The sequence below is a fragment of the Streptomyces sp. NPDC007164 genome (assembly GCF_040634135.1).
Taxonomy (GTDB): Bacteria; Actinomycetota; Actinomycetes; order Streptomycetales; family Streptomycetaceae; genus Streptomyces; species Streptomyces sanglieri.
This window is the reverse complement of the sequence record NZ_JBEYFB010000042.1, coordinates 23,689-38,089: the sequence shown is the minus strand read 5'-3', so window position 1 is coordinate 38,089 and position 14,401 is coordinate 23,689. Positions and strand designations below refer to the sequence as shown.

General features: G+C 72.9%; 15 protein-coding genes. 7 read left to right on the top strand and 8 right to left on the bottom strand.

All coding sequences use genetic code 11. The features are described 5' to 3' along the window. Positions 1–24: 24 nt before the first annotated feature. Together ABZ622_RS33670 and ABZ622_RS33665 are read left to right on the top strand one after the other, a co-directional pair. Positions 25–522: an Lrp/AsnC family transcriptional regulator gene (locus ABZ622_RS33670; RefSeq protein WP_360549793.1), complete on the top strand. Its 498-nt coding sequence runs from the start codon at positions 25–27 to the stop codon at positions 520–522. 48 nt (positions 523–570) lie between these two features. Further along, positions 571–2,256, top strand: coding sequence for a DUF885 domain-containing protein (locus tag ABZ622_RS33665; RefSeq protein WP_360549791.1), 1,686 nt, complete (start codon positions 571–573; stop codon positions 2,254–2,256). An 81-nt stretch (positions 2,257–2,337) separates the two neighbouring features. On the opposite strand, the gene ABZ622_RS33660 is transcribed toward ABZ622_RS33665, so the two are convergent. Continuing rightward, on the bottom strand, positions 2,338–2,826 hold the full coding sequence (locus ABZ622_RS33660) for a rhodanese-like domain-containing protein (protein ID WP_360549789.1): 489 nt from the start codon (positions 2,824–2,826) through the stop codon (positions 2,338–2,340). Positions 2,827–2,920: 94 nt separating this feature from the next. Here ABZ622_RS33660 and ABZ622_RS33655 point away from each other — a divergent pair, with 94 nt between their 5' ends. Further along, positions 2,921–3,367 carry an Lrp/AsnC family transcriptional regulator gene (locus ABZ622_RS33655; RefSeq protein WP_360549787.1) on the top strand — a complete coding sequence of 149 codons (447 nt, stop codon included), beginning with the start codon at positions 2,921–2,923 and terminating at the stop codon, positions 3,365–3,367. On the opposite strand, the gene ABZ622_RS33650 is transcribed toward ABZ622_RS33655, so the two are convergent. From ABZ622_RS33650 to ABZ622_RS33640, 3 genes are all read right to left on the bottom strand, one after another. Beyond that, on the bottom strand, positions 3,357–6,521 hold the full coding sequence (locus ABZ622_RS33650; protein WP_360549784.1) for an SMC family ATPase: 3,165 nt from the start codon (positions 6,519–6,521) through the stop codon (positions 3,357–3,359). The two genes, ABZ622_RS33655 and ABZ622_RS33650, sit on opposite strands and share 11 nt — an antisense overlap. Beyond that, positions 6,518–7,684, bottom strand: coding sequence for an exonuclease SbcCD subunit D (locus tag ABZ622_RS33645; RefSeq protein WP_360549782.1), 1,167 nt, complete (start codon positions 7,682–7,684; stop codon positions 6,518–6,520). The genes ABZ622_RS33650 and ABZ622_RS33645 overlap by 4 nt, the downstream gene beginning before the upstream one ends. Before the next feature lie 224 nt (positions 7,685–7,908). Then, positions 7,909–8,535, bottom strand: coding sequence for a YigZ family protein (locus ABZ622_RS33640; RefSeq protein ID WP_360549780.1), 627 nt, complete (start codon positions 8,533–8,535; stop codon positions 7,909–7,911). A gap of 57 nt (positions 8,536–8,592) precedes the next feature. Here ABZ622_RS33640 and ABZ622_RS33635 point away from each other — a divergent pair, with 57 nt between their 5' ends. Next, positions 8,593–9,003: a CoA-binding protein gene (locus ABZ622_RS33635; RefSeq protein ID WP_259934561.1), complete on the top strand. Its 411-nt coding sequence runs from the start codon at positions 8,593–8,595 to the stop codon at positions 9,001–9,003. 71 nt (positions 9,004–9,074) lie between these two features. Beyond that, entirely contained in the window at positions 9,075–9,923 is an 849-nt protein-coding gene (locus ABZ622_RS33630; protein WP_360549777.1) for an AAC(3) family N-acetyltransferase, read from the top strand. A 20-nt stretch (positions 9,924–9,943) separates the two neighbouring features. Here the strand turns inward: ABZ622_RS33630 and ABZ622_RS33625 are convergent, their stop codons facing one another. Both ABZ622_RS33625 and ABZ622_RS33620 read right to left on the bottom strand, forming a co-directional pair. After that, positions 9,944–10,504 carry a YbaK/EbsC family protein gene (locus tag ABZ622_RS33625; RefSeq protein ID WP_360549775.1) on the bottom strand — a complete coding sequence of 187 codons (561 nt, stop codon included), beginning with the start codon at positions 10,502–10,504 and terminating at the stop codon, positions 9,944–9,946. Between the two features lie 44 nt (positions 10,505–10,548). Next, the gene (locus tag ABZ622_RS33620) at positions 10,549–11,121 is read right to left on the bottom strand and encodes an XRE family transcriptional regulator (protein WP_360549773.1); all 573 of its coding nucleotides are present in this window, start codon (positions 11,119–11,121) and stop codon (positions 10,549–10,551) included. A 93-nt stretch (positions 11,122–11,214) separates the two neighbouring features. Here ABZ622_RS33620 and ABZ622_RS33615 point away from each other — a divergent pair, with 93 nt between their 5' ends. Continuing rightward, on the top strand, positions 11,215–12,081 hold the full coding sequence (locus ABZ622_RS33615) for a DMT family transporter (protein WP_360549771.1): 867 nt from the start codon (positions 11,215–11,217) through the stop codon (positions 12,079–12,081). A gap of 6 nt (positions 12,082–12,087) precedes the next feature. On the opposite strand, the gene ABZ622_RS33610 is transcribed toward ABZ622_RS33615, so the two are convergent. Next, positions 12,088–12,843, bottom strand: coding sequence for an acyltransferase (locus ABZ622_RS33610; protein ID WP_360549769.1), 756 nt, complete (start codon positions 12,841–12,843; stop codon positions 12,088–12,090). Between the two features lie 182 nt (positions 12,844–13,025). Between ABZ622_RS33610 and ABZ622_RS33605 the strand changes: the two genes are divergently transcribed. Further along, on the top strand, positions 13,026–13,556 hold the full coding sequence (locus tag ABZ622_RS33605; protein WP_360549767.1) for a gamma carbonic anhydrase family protein: 531 nt from the start codon (positions 13,026–13,028) through the stop codon (positions 13,554–13,556). Positions 13,557–13,616: 60 nt separating this feature from the next. On the opposite strand, the gene ABZ622_RS33600 is transcribed toward ABZ622_RS33605, so the two are convergent. Then, positions 13,617–14,270, bottom strand: a complete 654-nt coding sequence (locus ABZ622_RS33600; protein ID WP_360549765.1) for a DedA family protein — start codon at positions 14,268–14,270, stop codon at positions 13,617–13,619. Positions 14,271–14,401 lie beyond the last annotated feature (131 nt).

Genomic DNA, 14,401 nt, shown 5'->3' with positions numbered 1-14,401 from the left:
GATCTCCCGTGCTACGTTCGGCAAATGGCCGATTCTGTCGCTCTTGACCCGGTGGATCTGCACATTCTGCGACTGCTGCAGAACGATGCCCGGACCACCTACCGCGAGCTGGCCGCCGAGGTCGGCGTCGCACCGTCGACCTGCCTGGACCGGGTGACCAGGCTGCGCCGCTCCGGCGTGATTCTCGGCCACCAGTTGCGGCTCGACCCGGCAAGACTCGGCAGGGGCCTGGAGGCGCTGCTCTCCGTGCAGGTCCGGCCGCACCGCAGGGAGCTCATCGGCCCGTTCGTCGAACGCATCAGGACATTGCCGGAGTCCCGTGCGCTCTTCCATCTGACCGGCCCGGACGACTATCTGGTCCATGTCGCGGTCACGGACACGGCCGATCTGCAACGCCTGGTGCTGGACGAATTCACCTCGCGCCGCGAGGTGGCACGGGTCGAGACCAGGCTGATATTCCAGCAGTGGGAGTGCGGCCCGCTGCTGCCTCCGTCCGCAGATTCGGCGGAGTCGGGCCACTGAGGCCGAATGATGATGACGCGGAAGCCTCCGCCGTACGAAGATGTCCACATGTCAGACACTTCCAACAGCGCGCTGCCGCGCCAGGTCGCCGACGCCTACGTCGAGGCATTCATCGAACTCGACCCGGTCACCGGCACATATCTCGGAGTCGCGGAGAGCTCGCGCCGCCTTCCCGACTTCTCCCCCGCAGGTCAGGAAGCTCTTGCCGAGCTGGCCCGCACCACCCTGGCGAAGCTCGACGCCGCCGAACGGCTGCCCGGTGCGGACAGCGATGCCGAGCGCCGCTGCGGCCGCCTGCTGCGCGAGCGCCTCACTGCGGAACTCGCCGTTCACGAAGCCGAGGAGAGGCTGCGCACGGTCTCCAATCTCGCCTCCCCGGCACACAGTGTCCGTGAGGTGTTCACCGTGACGCCGACCGAGACCGACGAGGACTGGGCGGCGGTCGTGGACCGGCTGCGCGCGGTGCCCGCCGCGTTCGAGGGCTACCGCGAATCGCTGGCGCTCGGGCTGGAACGCAAGCTCTACGGCGGTCCGCGCGCCACCGCCACCTTCATCGGCCAGCTCGACGAGTGGGCGGGCCAGAACGGTCCGGGCTTCTTCCAGGAGTTCGCGTCCGCCGGACCCGCGTCGCTCCGCGCCGAGCTGGACGAAGGCGCCCGGGTGGCCACCGAGTCGGTCGTGGCACTGCGCGACTGGATGCGCGATGTGTACGCCCCCGCGATCGAGGGCGCGCCGGACACGGTGGGCCGTGAGCGGTACGCGCGCTGGTCGCGCTACTTCAACGGCACCGACCTGGACCTGGACGAGGCGTACACGTACGGCTGGTCCGAGTACCACCGGCTGCTCGCCGAGATGCGGACCGAGGCCGAGAAGGTGCTGCCCGGCGCCGGCCCGTGGGAGGCGCTGGCCCATCTCGATGTGCACGGCAAGCACATCGAGGGGGTCGACGAGGTCCAGGCCTGGCTGCAGGGTCTGATGGACGAGGCGATCGAGGCACTCGACGGTACGCACTTCGAACTCGCCGAACGCGTACGGAAGGTGGAATCCCGCATCGCCCCGCCCGGCGGAGCCGCGGCCCCGTACTACACGGGCCCCTCCGAGGACTTCTCGCGCCCCGGCCGCACCTGGCTGCCCACGATGGGCGAGACCCGGTTCCCGGTGTACGACCTGGTTTCCACCTGGTACCACGAGGGCGTGCCGGGCCACCACCTCCAGATCGCGCAGTGGACGCATGTCGCCGACAGTCTGTCCCGCTACCAGGCGTCGATCGGCGGGGTCAGCGCCAACGCCGAGGGCTGGGCGCTGTACGCGGAGCGGCTCATGGACGAGCTGGGCTTCCTGCCCGACGCCGAGCGCCGCCTCGGCTATCTGGACGCGCAGATGATGCGCGCCTGCCGGGTGATCGTGGACATCGGCATGCACGCGGAGATGGAGATCCCGGCGGACTCCCCGTTCCACCCCGGCGAGCGGTGGACCCCGGAGCTGGCGCAGGAGTTCTTCGGCAATCACAGCGGCCGCCCCGCCGACTTCGTGGAGAGCGAGCTGACCCGCTATCTCTCGATGCCGGGACAGGCCATCGGGTACAAGCTGGGCGAGCGCGCCTGGCTGCTGGGCCGGGAGAACGCCCGCAAGGCCCACGGCGACGCGTTCGACGCCAAGGCCTGGCACATGGCCGCCCTGTCGCAGGGACCGCTCGGTCTCGACGATCTCGTCGACGAGTTGTCCAGGCTCTGAGGCGACAGCCCGGCGGCCGGGCCCGGTTCACCCCATGAGCCCGGCCGCCGGGCACCACCACAGCCGGCACGGCCGGGCCGGTCAGCAGCCGCAGTCGTCGGAGCCGGCCGGCGCGGTGAGCGGGTCCGCGTCGCGCCGCTCCCGCCCCTCCCAGGTCTCGAACGCGAAGCCCTCGCGCACCCAGTACTCGAAGCCGCCGAGCATCTCCTTGACCCGGTAGCCGAGTTCGGCGAGGGCGAGCGCGGCACGCGTGGCGCCGTTGCAGGCGGGGCCCCAGCAGTACGTGACGACGGGAACCGCCGGGTCGAGCAGGTGGTGGGCCTGTTCGGCGATGAGCGCGGTCGGCAGGTGGACCGCGCCGGGGACGTGCCCCTGGTTCCAGGACTCGGTGGAGCGCGAGTCCAGAAGCACGAAGCCCGGATCGCCGTCGGCCGCCAGCGCGGCGGCGACGTCGGAGACATCCGCGTGGAAGGCGAGCGAGGCGCCGAAGTAGGCGACGGCCGCCTCCGGGGAGGCCGGCGGGACGCGCAGAACGGGATGGGCCGCGACGGCGGCGAGCCGGGATGTCATGCCCAGAAATCTACGGCCGGTGATCCGCCCCCGGAAGATGAGATCCCCGGCACAATGCTTGCCCTGCCGGGGATTTCCCTGTTGTGTCCCGGGCATGACCGACTATTCCCCGGACGCCACCGACTGGCGCATCCTCGATGTCCTGCAGCGCGACGGGCGCGTGTCGTTCGCCGAGCTGGCGCGCGCGGTGGCGATGTCCCCCAGCGCCGTGACCGAGCGGGTGCGCAGGCTGGAGGAGGCCGGAGTGATCAGCGGTTACGCCGCCGTGGTCGACCCGGAGCGGCTCGGGCTGCCGATTCTCGCCCTCGTACGGCTGCGCTATCCGAACGGCCATTACAAGCCGTTCCACGATCTGCTCGACACCACTGCGGAGATCGTGGAGGCCCACCATGTCACCGGTGACGACTGCTTCGTACTGAAGGTCACCGCCCGCTCGATGAGTCATCTGGAGGAGGTCGCGGGCAGGATCGGCGCCCTCGGCTCGGTGACCACGAGCGTCGTCTACTCCTCGCCGCTCCCCCGCCGCGCCATCAGCCGCTGACCTCGCCGGTGGTGCGGTGCCGCACCGCCGATCCGTGCCGTTCCTTCACCACTTCCAGCTGTGCGGGGATGCGGCGGCGGAGATCGGCGACATGGCTGACGATGCCCACACTGCGGTCCCGCTCGCGCAGCGAGTCCAGCACGTCGAGCACCTCGTCGAGGGTCTGGTCGTCCAGGCTGCCGAAGCCCTCGTCGATGAAGAGGGTGTCCAGCCGTACCCCGCCCGCCTCGTCGGTGACGACATCGGCGAGACCGAGCGCGAGAGCGAGCGAGGCGAAGAACGTCTCACCGCCCGAGAGCGTGGCCGTGTCGCGCTCCCGGCCGGTCCAGGCATCGACGACATGCAGTCCGAGGCCCGATCTGCGGCCTCCGGTGCGGGCATCGGAGTGGACGAGTGTGTAGCGGCCGGACGACATGCGCCGGAGCCGTGCGGTGGCCGCGGCGGCGACCTGTTCGAGCCGGGCGGCGAGCACGTACGACTCCAGCCGCATCTTTCGTTCGTTGTCGGCGGAGGTACCGGCGGTGAGTCCGGCCAGCCGTGCCACCCGGTCGTACTCCTCGCGCAGCGGACCGAGTCCGCGCACCTCGTCCGCGGCGCGGCGGGAGAGCCTGCCGAGTTCGGCGCAGCGCTCGCGCGCGGCCGCCAGTGCGGCGGAGGCGTCCCGCAGCAGCCGTTCGGCCGTGTCGTACGCGGTCCGCGCGGCGTCCACCGCGGCCGGCGGGCGCTCGGCGGCGGCCCGGGTCTCCGTCTCGGCCAGGCGGTCGGCCACCGCCGCCGCCTCGGACTGCCAGGCATCGACGAGCCGCTGGAGCTCGCGCTGCTCGGCATCGGGCAGGAGGGTCTCGGCCGCGGCCCGCGGGGTGTCGAACCCGGCCCGGAACGCGGCGTCCGCGAGCCGGTCGTCGGCCTCCTTGCGGTGCTCTGCGGCCGTCTCCTCCGCACGTACCGCCTCGGCGGCCGCGGCGAGCAGCCCGACCCGGCGCTCCAGCAGCGCGGCGTGCTCGGCCACACTGCCGGACTCGCCGCGGACGGCCGTCAGTTCGGCTTCCAGCGCGGCCTGTTCGCGGTCCAGCCCTTCGCGCAGGGAGGTACGGGCCGCGGCCCGGCGCTCGGCGAGCTGCCGGCCTTCGAGACGTTCGGCCTGTTCCCGCTCGGCGGCCGCGAGGGCCTCGCGCGCGGCGTGCATGCCCGCCGCGGTGCGGTACGCCTCGACGTGCATGCCGGTCAAGCGGTCGACGAGAGCGCCGAGTTCGGCGACGGTCGGGTCGGCGTCGGGCACGGTACCGGCCGGGCCGGCGGCGATCGAACCGGTCCCGGCCGCCGGCGGCGGCCCGGCCGAACCAGCGGCGGCGCTCCCGGTCACCCGTGCCGACGCGGCCGGATCGGCGGCATCGGCACCGTCCCTCGGCTGCGGCACCGCCGACTGTGCGGCCGCGCGGGCGGCGGCGTGCTGCTCGCGTACGACACCGAGCTCCCGGTCCGCGTGCGTACGTGCCTGATCGGCCCGGCGGTGGGCGTCGAGCGCCCGTTCCTCGGTGGCCCGGTCGACATGCCCGTCGGCCGCGCGGGCGGGGTTGGGGTGGGCGGGCGAACCGCAGACCTTGCAGTCCTCGCCGTCCACCAGCTCGGCCGCCAGCTCCGCCGCGATGTCGCGCAGTCGCCGTTCGCGGAGCTCCAGCCACGACTCGTGGGCCGTGGCGGCGTCCTCCCGGGCGAGGGCCAGCCGCTCGGCCGCGGCCGACACCCGGTCGGCCAGCGCGTCGCGGCGGCGGGCCGCGTCCAGCCGGGCACGGGCGGGCTCCAGCCGGCCGGCCAGTTGTTCCGCATGGGTGGCGGCCTCCTGGGCCGCCTCGATGCGGGCCCGCAGTCCTTCGCGGCTGGACTCCCAGTCGGCCAGCCAGACTTCCGCCTCGCGGATCAGCTCCTCGTCGGCCCTGGCCTGGCGCTCCAGTCCGGCCCGCTCGGCGTCGATCGCCGCGCTGCGCAGTTCCGCCCGCTTCGCGGCTTCGAGCCCGCCGAGCTCCTGCCGGAGCCGTCGTTCCAGCTCCGCGAGCTGTTCGGCACCGGCGTCCGCCAGGGTGCCGGGCAGCTCCGCGCGGGCCCGGTCCCGGGCCTGACAGGACAGGCGGTAGGCGCGCTCGGCCTCGTCGCGCAGGTCCAGCGCCGGTGCGACGAGGTCCGCCTTGCGGGCCCGTGCGAGTCGCTCGTGGTATCGGTCGCGGTCGGGGCGCCGGTCTTCGAGCACGGCGGCCCGGCGGCGCGTCTCCTCGTACCGCTGCTGGAGTGCGGCCAGTTCGCGTTCGCTGTCGAGGGCCTGGTGGGCGGCCGACTGCCGGCCCTCGGCCGTGGCGAGGACGCAGGCGGCGATGTCGAGGCGTTCGCGGGCGCCGCTGCGGGCCGTGGCGGCCCACTCCAGCACGCCCTCGGCGAGGCCCGGTTCGCCGGGCTGGATGTCGGGGAGCGGCGCTTCGCGGCCGGCGGGTCCGGCGGCCTGGGCAATTCGCTGGGCGACCGCGAGGACCCGTTCGTCCCCGGCCCTGACCCTGGTCTCGGCGCCGCGGCGCAGTTCGGCCAGGCGCTCCTCGACGGCGGCGAAACGGCGGGTGTCGAAGAGCCTGCCGAGGAGTTTGCCGCGTGCCTCGGCATCGGCGCGCAGGAAGCGCGCGAAGTCCCCCTGCGGCAGCAGCACCACTTGGCAGAACTGTTCCCGGCTCATCCCGATGAGCTGGGTGATCTCCTCGCCGATCTCCTGGTGCGAGCGGCTGAGCGCCCGCCAGCCCTCGTCCGGGTCGTACTCCCGCAGCCGGCTCTGCGCCTTCTCGGTGGTGAAGCCGCTGCCCTTCTTCTTGGGGCGGGGCTGCGCGGGGCTCCGGGTGAGTTCGAGGCGGCGGCCGCCGACGGTCAGTTCGAGTGCGATCCCGGTGGCGAGCTCCGCCGGGGCGTGGTCGCTGCGCAGGGAGGTGCCGGGGCTCTGGCGGGCACCGGGCACCGCACCGTAGAGGGCGTAGCAGACCGCGTCGAGGACGGAGGTCTTCCCGGCGCCGGTCGGCCCGTGCAGCAGGAAGAGGCCGGCCGACGAGAGGGCGTCGAAGTCGATGGTCTGGGTGGTGCCGAACGGTCCGAAGGCGGTGATGGTGAGCCGGTGGAGTCTCAACGGTTCACCTCGCGCACGCCGTCGTCCACCCGGACGTGGTCGAAGGCGCCGCGCAGCACCGTGCGTTCCTGTTCGTCGGCTGCGGAGCCGCCCCGCACATGTGCCACGAAGTCCTCGGCGATCTGCTGGTCGTCGCGCCCCTTGAGGCGCCGGGCGTACGAGGCGTGCGGGTCGTCGGGGGCCCGGTCGGGTTCGAAGACCAGGCTGAGGGTGTGCGGGAACCGCTCGGCGAGCCGGGCCATCGGCTCGGCCGGGCGCGCCGGGTCGGTGAGGGTGGCCTCGACCCAGGACTCCCGGTGCTGCTCCAGCGCGGGTTCGTCGATGAGGTCGTCGAGGCGGCCGCGGAGTCTGGCGAGGGGGCGGGGCACCGGGCAGTCGAGGCGCTCGGCCGTGATCGTGCCCGAGGCGTCGAGGTCGATCAGCCACATCGTCTTGCGGTGGGCGGCCTCGGAGAAGGAGTACGCGAGCGGCGAGCCCGAGTAGCGGACGCGTTCGGTGACGGTCTGGCAGCCGTGCAGATGGCCGAGCGCCACGTAGTCGACGCCGTCGAAGACTCCGGCGGGCACGGCGGCCACCCCGCCGACGGTGATGTCGCGCTCACTGTCGCTGGGCTCGCCGCCCGCGACGAAGGCGTGGGCGAGCACGACGGAGCGGGTACCGTCGGGGCGTTCCGCCAGGTCCGCGCGTACCCGTTCCATGGCCGCGGTCAGTACCGCTTCGTGCCCGGCGCGCTCCGCCTTGAGGGCGTCCTTCACCAGGGCCGGTTCCAGGTAGGGCAGCCCGTAGAACGCCACGTCGCCGTGCGCGTCCGGCAGGACGACGGGGGTGGCGCAGCCGGCGGGGTCGGTCCGCAGGTGGATGCCGGCCCGCCCGATCAGTCCGGCGCCGACGCCCAGCCTGCGTGCCGAGTCGTGGTTGCCGGAGATCATCACGGTGGGCACCGCGGCGGCGGCGAGCCGGTGCAGCGCGTCGTCGAAGAGCTCGACGGCGGCCAGTGGCGGTACGGCCCTGTCGTACACGTCGCCTGCGACGAGGACCGCGTCCACCTCGTGCTCGCGCACCGTCGCGACCAGGTGGTCCAGGTAGGCGGCCTGGGCTTCGAGCAGGGAGACCCGGTGGAAGGAGCGCCCCAGATGCCAGTCGGACGTGTGAAGAATTCTCAAGAGCCGGCTCCGACCTGCATCGTTCGCTTCCTCCGCCCCCGGGGCCGCTGTCGGCCGTGCTCCGTGATCGCGCCGGGCCGGAGTCCGGTTGCCGGCCGCATCGGCGGTGGTGAGTCCCTCGCTTCTCACCCCTCACAGTCTCGCATCACCGGCCGCCGTGTCCGGGCCTTCGCCCCGGAAGATCGATCCGGGCGGGGAAGGGGCCGTACGGGCGCGGGACCGGGTCAGGCGTCCCCGTACGCCTCGCCGCCGAGCTCCAGCCCGGCCTCGCCCGCGGTCGCGTCGGCCAGCCAGCCGCGGAATGCCTCGACGTCGGCGTCCGGAAGCCCGATCTCGATGACGACGGCCTCCGTGTAACGCACCTCGCGCACGGTGCGGCCGGTGGCGCGCAGGTCGTTCTCCAGTTTGCCCGCGCGCTGGTGGCCGACGGTGATCGTGGCGAGGCGGTACCGCCGGCGGGTGATGGTGCCCAGTGCGTCGAGGGCCTCGCCGACCACTCCCCCGTAGGCCCTGATCAGTCCGCCGGCGCCGAGCTTGACCCCGCCGTAGTAGCGGGTGACGACGGCGACGACGTAGCGCATCTCACGTCGGGTCAGCATCTGGAGCATGGGTACGCCCGCGGTGCCGCCGGGTTCCCCGTCGTCGCTCGCCTTCTGTACGGAGGCGTCGGCGCCGATCACATAGGCGAAGCAGTTGTGGGTCGCGGTCGGGTGCTCCTTGCGGATGCGTGCGACGAAGTCCTGCGCCTCCTGCTCGGTGGCGGCGGGGGCGAGCGCGCAGATGAAGCGCGACCGGTTGATCTCGGTCTCGTGCACGCCCGCTCGGGCGACTGTCCGGTACTGCTCCTGCATCCGGCCACCCTACGACCTCACGGGAATGGTCCGGGGCCCCGGCCCGTTGTGCGGATCATGTACGCAGACGAAGAGACGATCCGCAGGATTCTCCTGGACAGCGGCGACACCTGGGCCGTGGTGGGCCTGTCGAACAACCGGTCGCGCGCGGCCTACGGCGTCGCCGAGGTGCTCCAGCGCTTCGGCAAGCGGGTGGTCCCGGTGCATCCGAAGGCGGAGCGGGTGCACGGCGAGGACGGCTACGCCTCGCTCGCCGACATCCCGTTCCCGGTCGATGTGGTGGACGTCTTCGTCAACAGCGAGCAGGCGGGCGCGGTGGCCGGCCAGGCGGTCGCGGCGGGCGCCCGGGCCGTCTGGTTCCAGCTCGGTGTGGTCGACCCGGAGGCGTACGCCCGCACGCGTGAGGCCGGGCTCGACATGGTCATGGACCGGTGCCCCGCCATCGAGATCCCCGCCCTCGACCGCTGAACCGCACCCGGGTCCCTCGCGCGCATGTGCGTGGTGTCGTACCCGGCGTCCGGCTGGGAGAATGGCCCGCTGTGACCACTACCACCGCACCGACCGACGTTCACAGCCGCAGCCGGCTGGCCGGGCAGCTCACCGAGTTGGGTGTGGAGCGCGGCGGCGTCCTGCTGGTGCACGCGTCGATGAGCGCGGTGGGTCCGGTCAGGGGCGGCGTCCGTGCGATGGCCGGTGCGTTGCGGGACGCCCTCGGGTACGGCACGCTCGTCGTCCCCGCCTTCACCCCGGAGAACTCCGACACCTCTCCGCACTACCTGAACCGGGTGCGCGGGCTCGGTGACCGGGCCCGGGAAGCCGTACGGGCGAGCATGCCGCCGTTCGACCCGGCGACTTCGGCCGCGCCGTCGATGGGCCGTCTCGCGGAGGCCGTGCGGCTCTCCGGGGGAACGGCGCGCAGCGGGCACCCGCAGACGTCCTTCGCCGCGCTCGGTCCGCTGGCCCGGAAGCTGATGGCGGGTCACAGCCCCGACTGCCACCTCGGCGAGGAATCCCCCCTGGCCCGGCTCTACGATCTGCGGGCCCAGGTGCTCATGCTGGGCACCGGTTTCGACACCTGCACCGCGTTCCACCTCGGCGAGTACCGGGTTCCCGCCCCGCCGCGCCGGAGCTACCGCTGCGTGGTGACGGCCGGGGGCCGCCGCCAGTGGTGGGAGTACGAGGACGTCGCGCTGGACGACAGCGACTTCGCCGCCCTGGGCGCGGACTTCGCCGGGCCGGAGGCGGGAGCGCCGGTCCGTACGGGCCGGGTGGGATCGTCGACGAGCCGGCTCTTCCGTATCGACGAGGCCGTCGACTTCGCGTCCGGCTGGCTGCCGTCCCACCGGGCCGGCGCACCGGCCCGGGCACTCTGTCACTCGCCCGGCTGAGACCCGGGCCCCGCAGGGGATCAGCTTCTGATGCCGAGCCCCTCGACGACCGCCGCGCCCGGCAGCGCCGCCAGTGCCTTGCCCGGGACGATGAGCTTGCCCCGGCGGCTGCCGCTGCCGATCAGCACCCATTCCTGGTCGACGACGGCCGGGTCGATCAGGAGCGGCCACGAGGCGGGCAGGCCGATGGGGGTGATGCCGCCGTACTCCATGCCGGTCTCGCCGACCGCCGTGTCCATCGGGGCGAAGGACGCCTTGCGGGCACCGAGCCGCTTGCGGACCGCGCCGTTCACATCGACGCGGAAGTTGGACAGGACGAGGCAGGCCGCGAGGGTCACGTCGCCGCCGCGCTTGCCCGCCACCACGACGCAATTGGCCGACCGGTCGAGCAGGTCCGCGCCGTGGTGCTCGGCGAAGACCGCCGTGTCGGCGATGGCCGGGTCCGTGTCGACGTGGATGATCTGCTCGGCGGGGAAACCTCCCCAGCCCGCGGTCACGGCCGCGGCGACGGGGGCGGTGAGCAGGTCGAGGCGGTCGGCCGCCGGAGCGGCGTTCTCGAAGGAGCCGATGGGAGCGCGCATGCGCCTCACGCTAACAGCGGTCCAGGACCCTTCGGCCGCTCGTCTCACCGTACGGGCGGGATGGAGACCGCCATGGTCACCTCGACCGGTTCGGCGCCGTCGTTGCGGTAGGCGTGCGGGTGGTGCGCCTCGAACGAGGCGGAGCCACCGGCCGGTACGGCGTACGGGGTGCCGTCGACGACCAGGGTGAGTTCGCCCGCGGTGACGTGGAGCAGTTCGACGGTGCCCTCGGGGTGCGGATCGGAGGCGCTGCTGTCGCCGGGCATCAGGCGCCAGGACCAGAGTTCGAGCAGTCCCCTGGCGTCCGTGCCGACGAGCAGGGTGGTGGAGCTGCCCGCTTCGGTGGACCACATGCGTACCGCCTGGTTCTCGGGCACCAGCCGGACCGGCGAGCCCTGCTCGTAGTCGAGCAGGGTGGCGATGCTTACCCCCAGTGCGTCGGCGAGCTTGACCGTGGTGCCGACGCTCGGGTTGGTGCGGGCCTGTTCGATCTGGATGATCATGCCGCGGCTGACTCCGGCGCGGGCGGCGAGAGCGTCCAGGGTGAAGCCGCGTTCCCCCCTCCAGCGCTTGAGATTGCGCGCGAGCGACTGAGTGAGCTGATCGAGGTCGGACACATTCCGTCCAATATTTTGGATGACAGGGTCGAAAAAACTGCACTACGGTGTGGTGCACCCCACCGTTCATCGCACTGTACTGCGAGGCCTGCAATGACAGCACTGTTCGCGCTGGCCACGAGCCTGCTCTGGGGGCTGGCCGACTTCGGCGGCGGGCTGCTCACCCGGCGCGTCCCCGCGCTCACCGTGGTCGTCGTCTCGCAGGCCGCCGCGGCCGTGGTGCTGGGGGTCGTCGTGGTCGCGACCGGCGGCTGGGGTGAGGCGGGTCCGCAGTTGTGGTTCGCGGTGGCGGCGGGTGTCGTCGGGCCGATGGCGATGCTGAGCTTCTACCAGGCGCTGGCGCTCGGCCCGATGGGAGTCGTCTCCCCGCTCGGATCGCTGGGCGTCGTGGTGCCGGTGAGCGTCGGGCTCCTGGCCGGGGAGCGGCCGGGGCTGCCGCAGTTCGCGGGGGTCGGCATCGCCGTGGTGGGCGTCGTGCTGGCGGGCGGTCCGCAGCTGCGCGGGGCGCCGGTGCAGCGCCGGGCGGTGCTGCTGACCCTGGTGGCCGCGCTCGGCTTCGGGGCGGTGATGTCGCTGATCTCCGAGGCGTCCACGACGGTGACCGGGCTGTTCCTGGCGCTCTTCGTCCAGCGCCTCACCAATGTCGCGGTGGGCGGTGCGGCCCTGTACGCATCGGTGCGCCGCGGGGCACCGGCGCTGCCCGAGGAGGGCGGGGCCGCCGTGGTGCTCGCCGCGCTGCCCGCCCTGGCGCTCGTCGGACTCGCGGACGTCGCGGCCAACGGCACGTACTCGGTCGCGGCACAGCACGGGCCGGTCGTGGTGGCCGCCGTGCTCGCCTCGCTCTATCCGGTGGTCACCGCCCTGGCGGCGCGCGGCGTGCTGAAGGAGCGGCTGCGCGGGGTGCAGGCCGCCGGGGCCGGCCTCGCCCTGGTGGGTACGGTGCTGCTCGCGACCGGATGAGGCCCGTCAGCCGGCGGACGGACCCGACGTCTCGCCCGGTTCCGTCAGGGCCAGCAACTGCTCGGGCGTGACGCCCGTCGGGATCGGCACCGGAGCGGGGGTGCGCAGCGGCGGCTGCCAGCCCTTCTCGGGATCCCAGCTGCGCACGACACGGGCGGGGGCACCGGCCACCACCGCGTGGTCGGGCACCTCGCCCCGTACCACCGCCCCTGCGGCGACCACCACATTGCGGCCGAGTGTGGCCCCCGGGAGGATCACCGCTCCGGTGCCGATCCAGCAGCCCGGCCCGATGGCGACCGGTTCCATGCGGGGCCACTGTCTGCCGACCGGCTCGTGCGGATCGTCGTAGCTGTGGTTGGTCGACGTGATGTAGACGTACGGCCCGCAGTACGTGTCCGGGCCGATGGTCACCGTGGTGTCGGCGACCACATGGCTGCCCCGGCCGAGCACCACCCCGTCGCCCAGGGTCAGGATCGGATCGGGGCCGAGGTCCAGGTCGGGCATGAGTCCGGCCGTCAGCGTGACCTGTTCACCGATCACGCAGTGCGAGCCGAGCTCGATCCATCGCTCCCCGAAGACCGTGCCCTGCGGGAAGGCCAGCCGGGTGCCCGCGCCGATGCGTCCGAAGCGCAGCGCGCCGGGGCGGTCCGCGGTGACGGCGCCCGACTCCTGCACCCAGCGCCAGCCGCGATGGACGGCCCGGGACAGGGCGCGTCGCCGCCAGGCGGCGAGGGAAGAGAACGTGTTCCTGTTCTTGGGCACTCGCACACGGTAGTCGGCGGCGCCCGGGCCGATCACCGCGGTGCCTTGTGATGTTCACCCCACTCGGTCCGGGTCCGGCGGCCTTCGCTTACCGTTCCTGTGGCGCGACGGAACAGCCGCGGCCGGGTCGCCGGAACCGGACGACCACGGCCGCACCACCCCTGAGCACGGAGGAACGGGCGATGGCAGAGCAGGCGTTGATCACGGGAATGGGCGGCAAGGAGCCGGACATCGACGTGGATGCCTTCACGGCACCGACCTCGGTCGTCATCGGTGAGATCACGATGGCCGCGGGCTCCAGCGTCTGGTACCACGCCGTGCTGCGCGCCGACTGCGGCCCGATCGTCATCGGCGCCGACAGCAACATCCAGGACAACTGCAGCGTGCACGTCGACCCCGGGTTCCCCGTCACGGTCGGCGAGCGCGTCTCGGTCGGGCACAACGCCGTGCTCCACGGCTGCACCGTCGAGGACGACGTCCTGGTCGGGATGGGCGCCACCGTCCTCAACGGCGCGCACATCGGGGCCGGTTCGCTGATCGCGGCGCAGGCGCTGGTCCCGCAGGGGATGCGGGTGCCGCCGGGTTCGCTGGTCGCCGGGGTCCCCGCCAAGGTCAAGCGGCAGCTGACCGAGGAGGAGCTCGAAGGCATCAGGTTCAACGCGGTCGGCTATGTGGAGCTGGCCAAGGCGCACCGGCAGGCCCACGAGGGCTGAGAGCGCGACGGACCGGGCGGTGCGGGGTCGCACCGCCCGGTCAGTGCCGTCCCCGTACGGTCAGTCGGTGGCCGCGACCGCCGCCGACTCGGGCGCCGGGGCGGCCGACGCCGCGGCCTTCTTGGCCCGGTTCTTGACGATGAGCATCGAGGCGACGCCGACCAGCACCGCGGCCACAAGGCCGAGGTAGGAGAACCGCTTGAGCCAGGCCTCGGCGACCACCCCCACCGAGTAGATGACGGCCGTGGTGCCGCCCGCCCAGACGATGCCGCCGAGCACATTGGCGATCAGGAACTTCCAGTACGGCATGTGCAGTACGCCCGCCAGCGGGCCCGCGAAGATCCTCAGCAGCGCCACGAAGCGGCCGAAGAACACCGCCCACATGCCCCACTTCTCGAACGACCGCTCCGCCATGGCGATCTGGCTCTCGCCGAAGTGCTTGGGGAACTTCCCGCCCAGCCGGGCCAGCAGCGGCCGTCCGCCCTTGCGGCCGATGGCGTATCCGATCGAGTCGCCGATGATCGCACCGGCCGAGGCGCAGGCGCCGACGAGCCACGGGTTGATTCCGTCGTGTCCGGCGGACAGGAGCGCCGCGCTGATCAGGACGATCTCGCCGGGCAGCGGAATACCGAGGCTCTCCAGCCCGATGACGCCGGCCACCAGGGCGTAGACGCTGACCGCGGGGATGGTCTCCAGCCATTCCTGGATGTGCAACGCCGGTTCCTCCCGTAGCTGATGCCTGTTGCCCGCCGGGCAACTCCTCGGCGCACGGCGGGAATCCTACCTGTCCCGCCGACGGCCCGAACAGCTCGAAAAGCCGCCACGCGCCCTCCCTCGGGGCGTGT

Bases quoted from the DNA above. Each gene is read 5' to 3' on its own strand.
- ABZ622_RS33665 (WP_360549791.1), top strand. From the start codon at position 571: ATGTCAGACACTTCCAACAGCGCGCTGCCGCGCCAGGTCGCCGACGCC.
- ABZ622_RS33625 (WP_360549775.1), bottom strand. From the start codon at position 10,504: ATGCGCGCTCCCATCGGCTCCTTCGAGAACGCCGCTCCGGCGGCCGAC.
- ABZ622_RS33655 (WP_360549787.1), top strand. From the start codon at position 2,921: ATGACCGACTATTCCCCGGACGCCACCGACTGGCGCATCCTCGATGTC.
- ABZ622_RS33660 (WP_360549789.1), bottom strand. From the start codon at position 2,826: ATGACATCCCGGCTCGCCGCCGTCGCGGCCCATCCCGTTCTGCGCGTC.
- ABZ622_RS33605 (WP_360549767.1), top strand. From the start codon at position 13,026: ATGGCAGAGCAGGCGTTGATCACGGGAATGGGCGGCAAGGAGCCGGAC.
- ABZ622_RS33640 (WP_360549780.1), bottom strand. From the start codon at position 8,535: ATGCAGGAGCAGTACCGGACAGTCGCCCGAGCGGGCGTGCACGAGACC.
- ABZ622_RS33635 (WP_259934561.1), top strand. From the start codon at position 8,593: ATGTACGCAGACGAAGAGACGATCCGCAGGATTCTCCTGGACAGCGGC.
- ABZ622_RS33615 (WP_360549771.1), top strand. From the start codon at position 11,215: ATGACAGCACTGTTCGCGCTGGCCACGAGCCTGCTCTGGGGGCTGGCC.
- ABZ622_RS33670 (WP_360549793.1), top strand. From the start codon at position 25: ATGGCCGATTCTGTCGCTCTTGACCCGGTGGATCTGCACATTCTGCGA.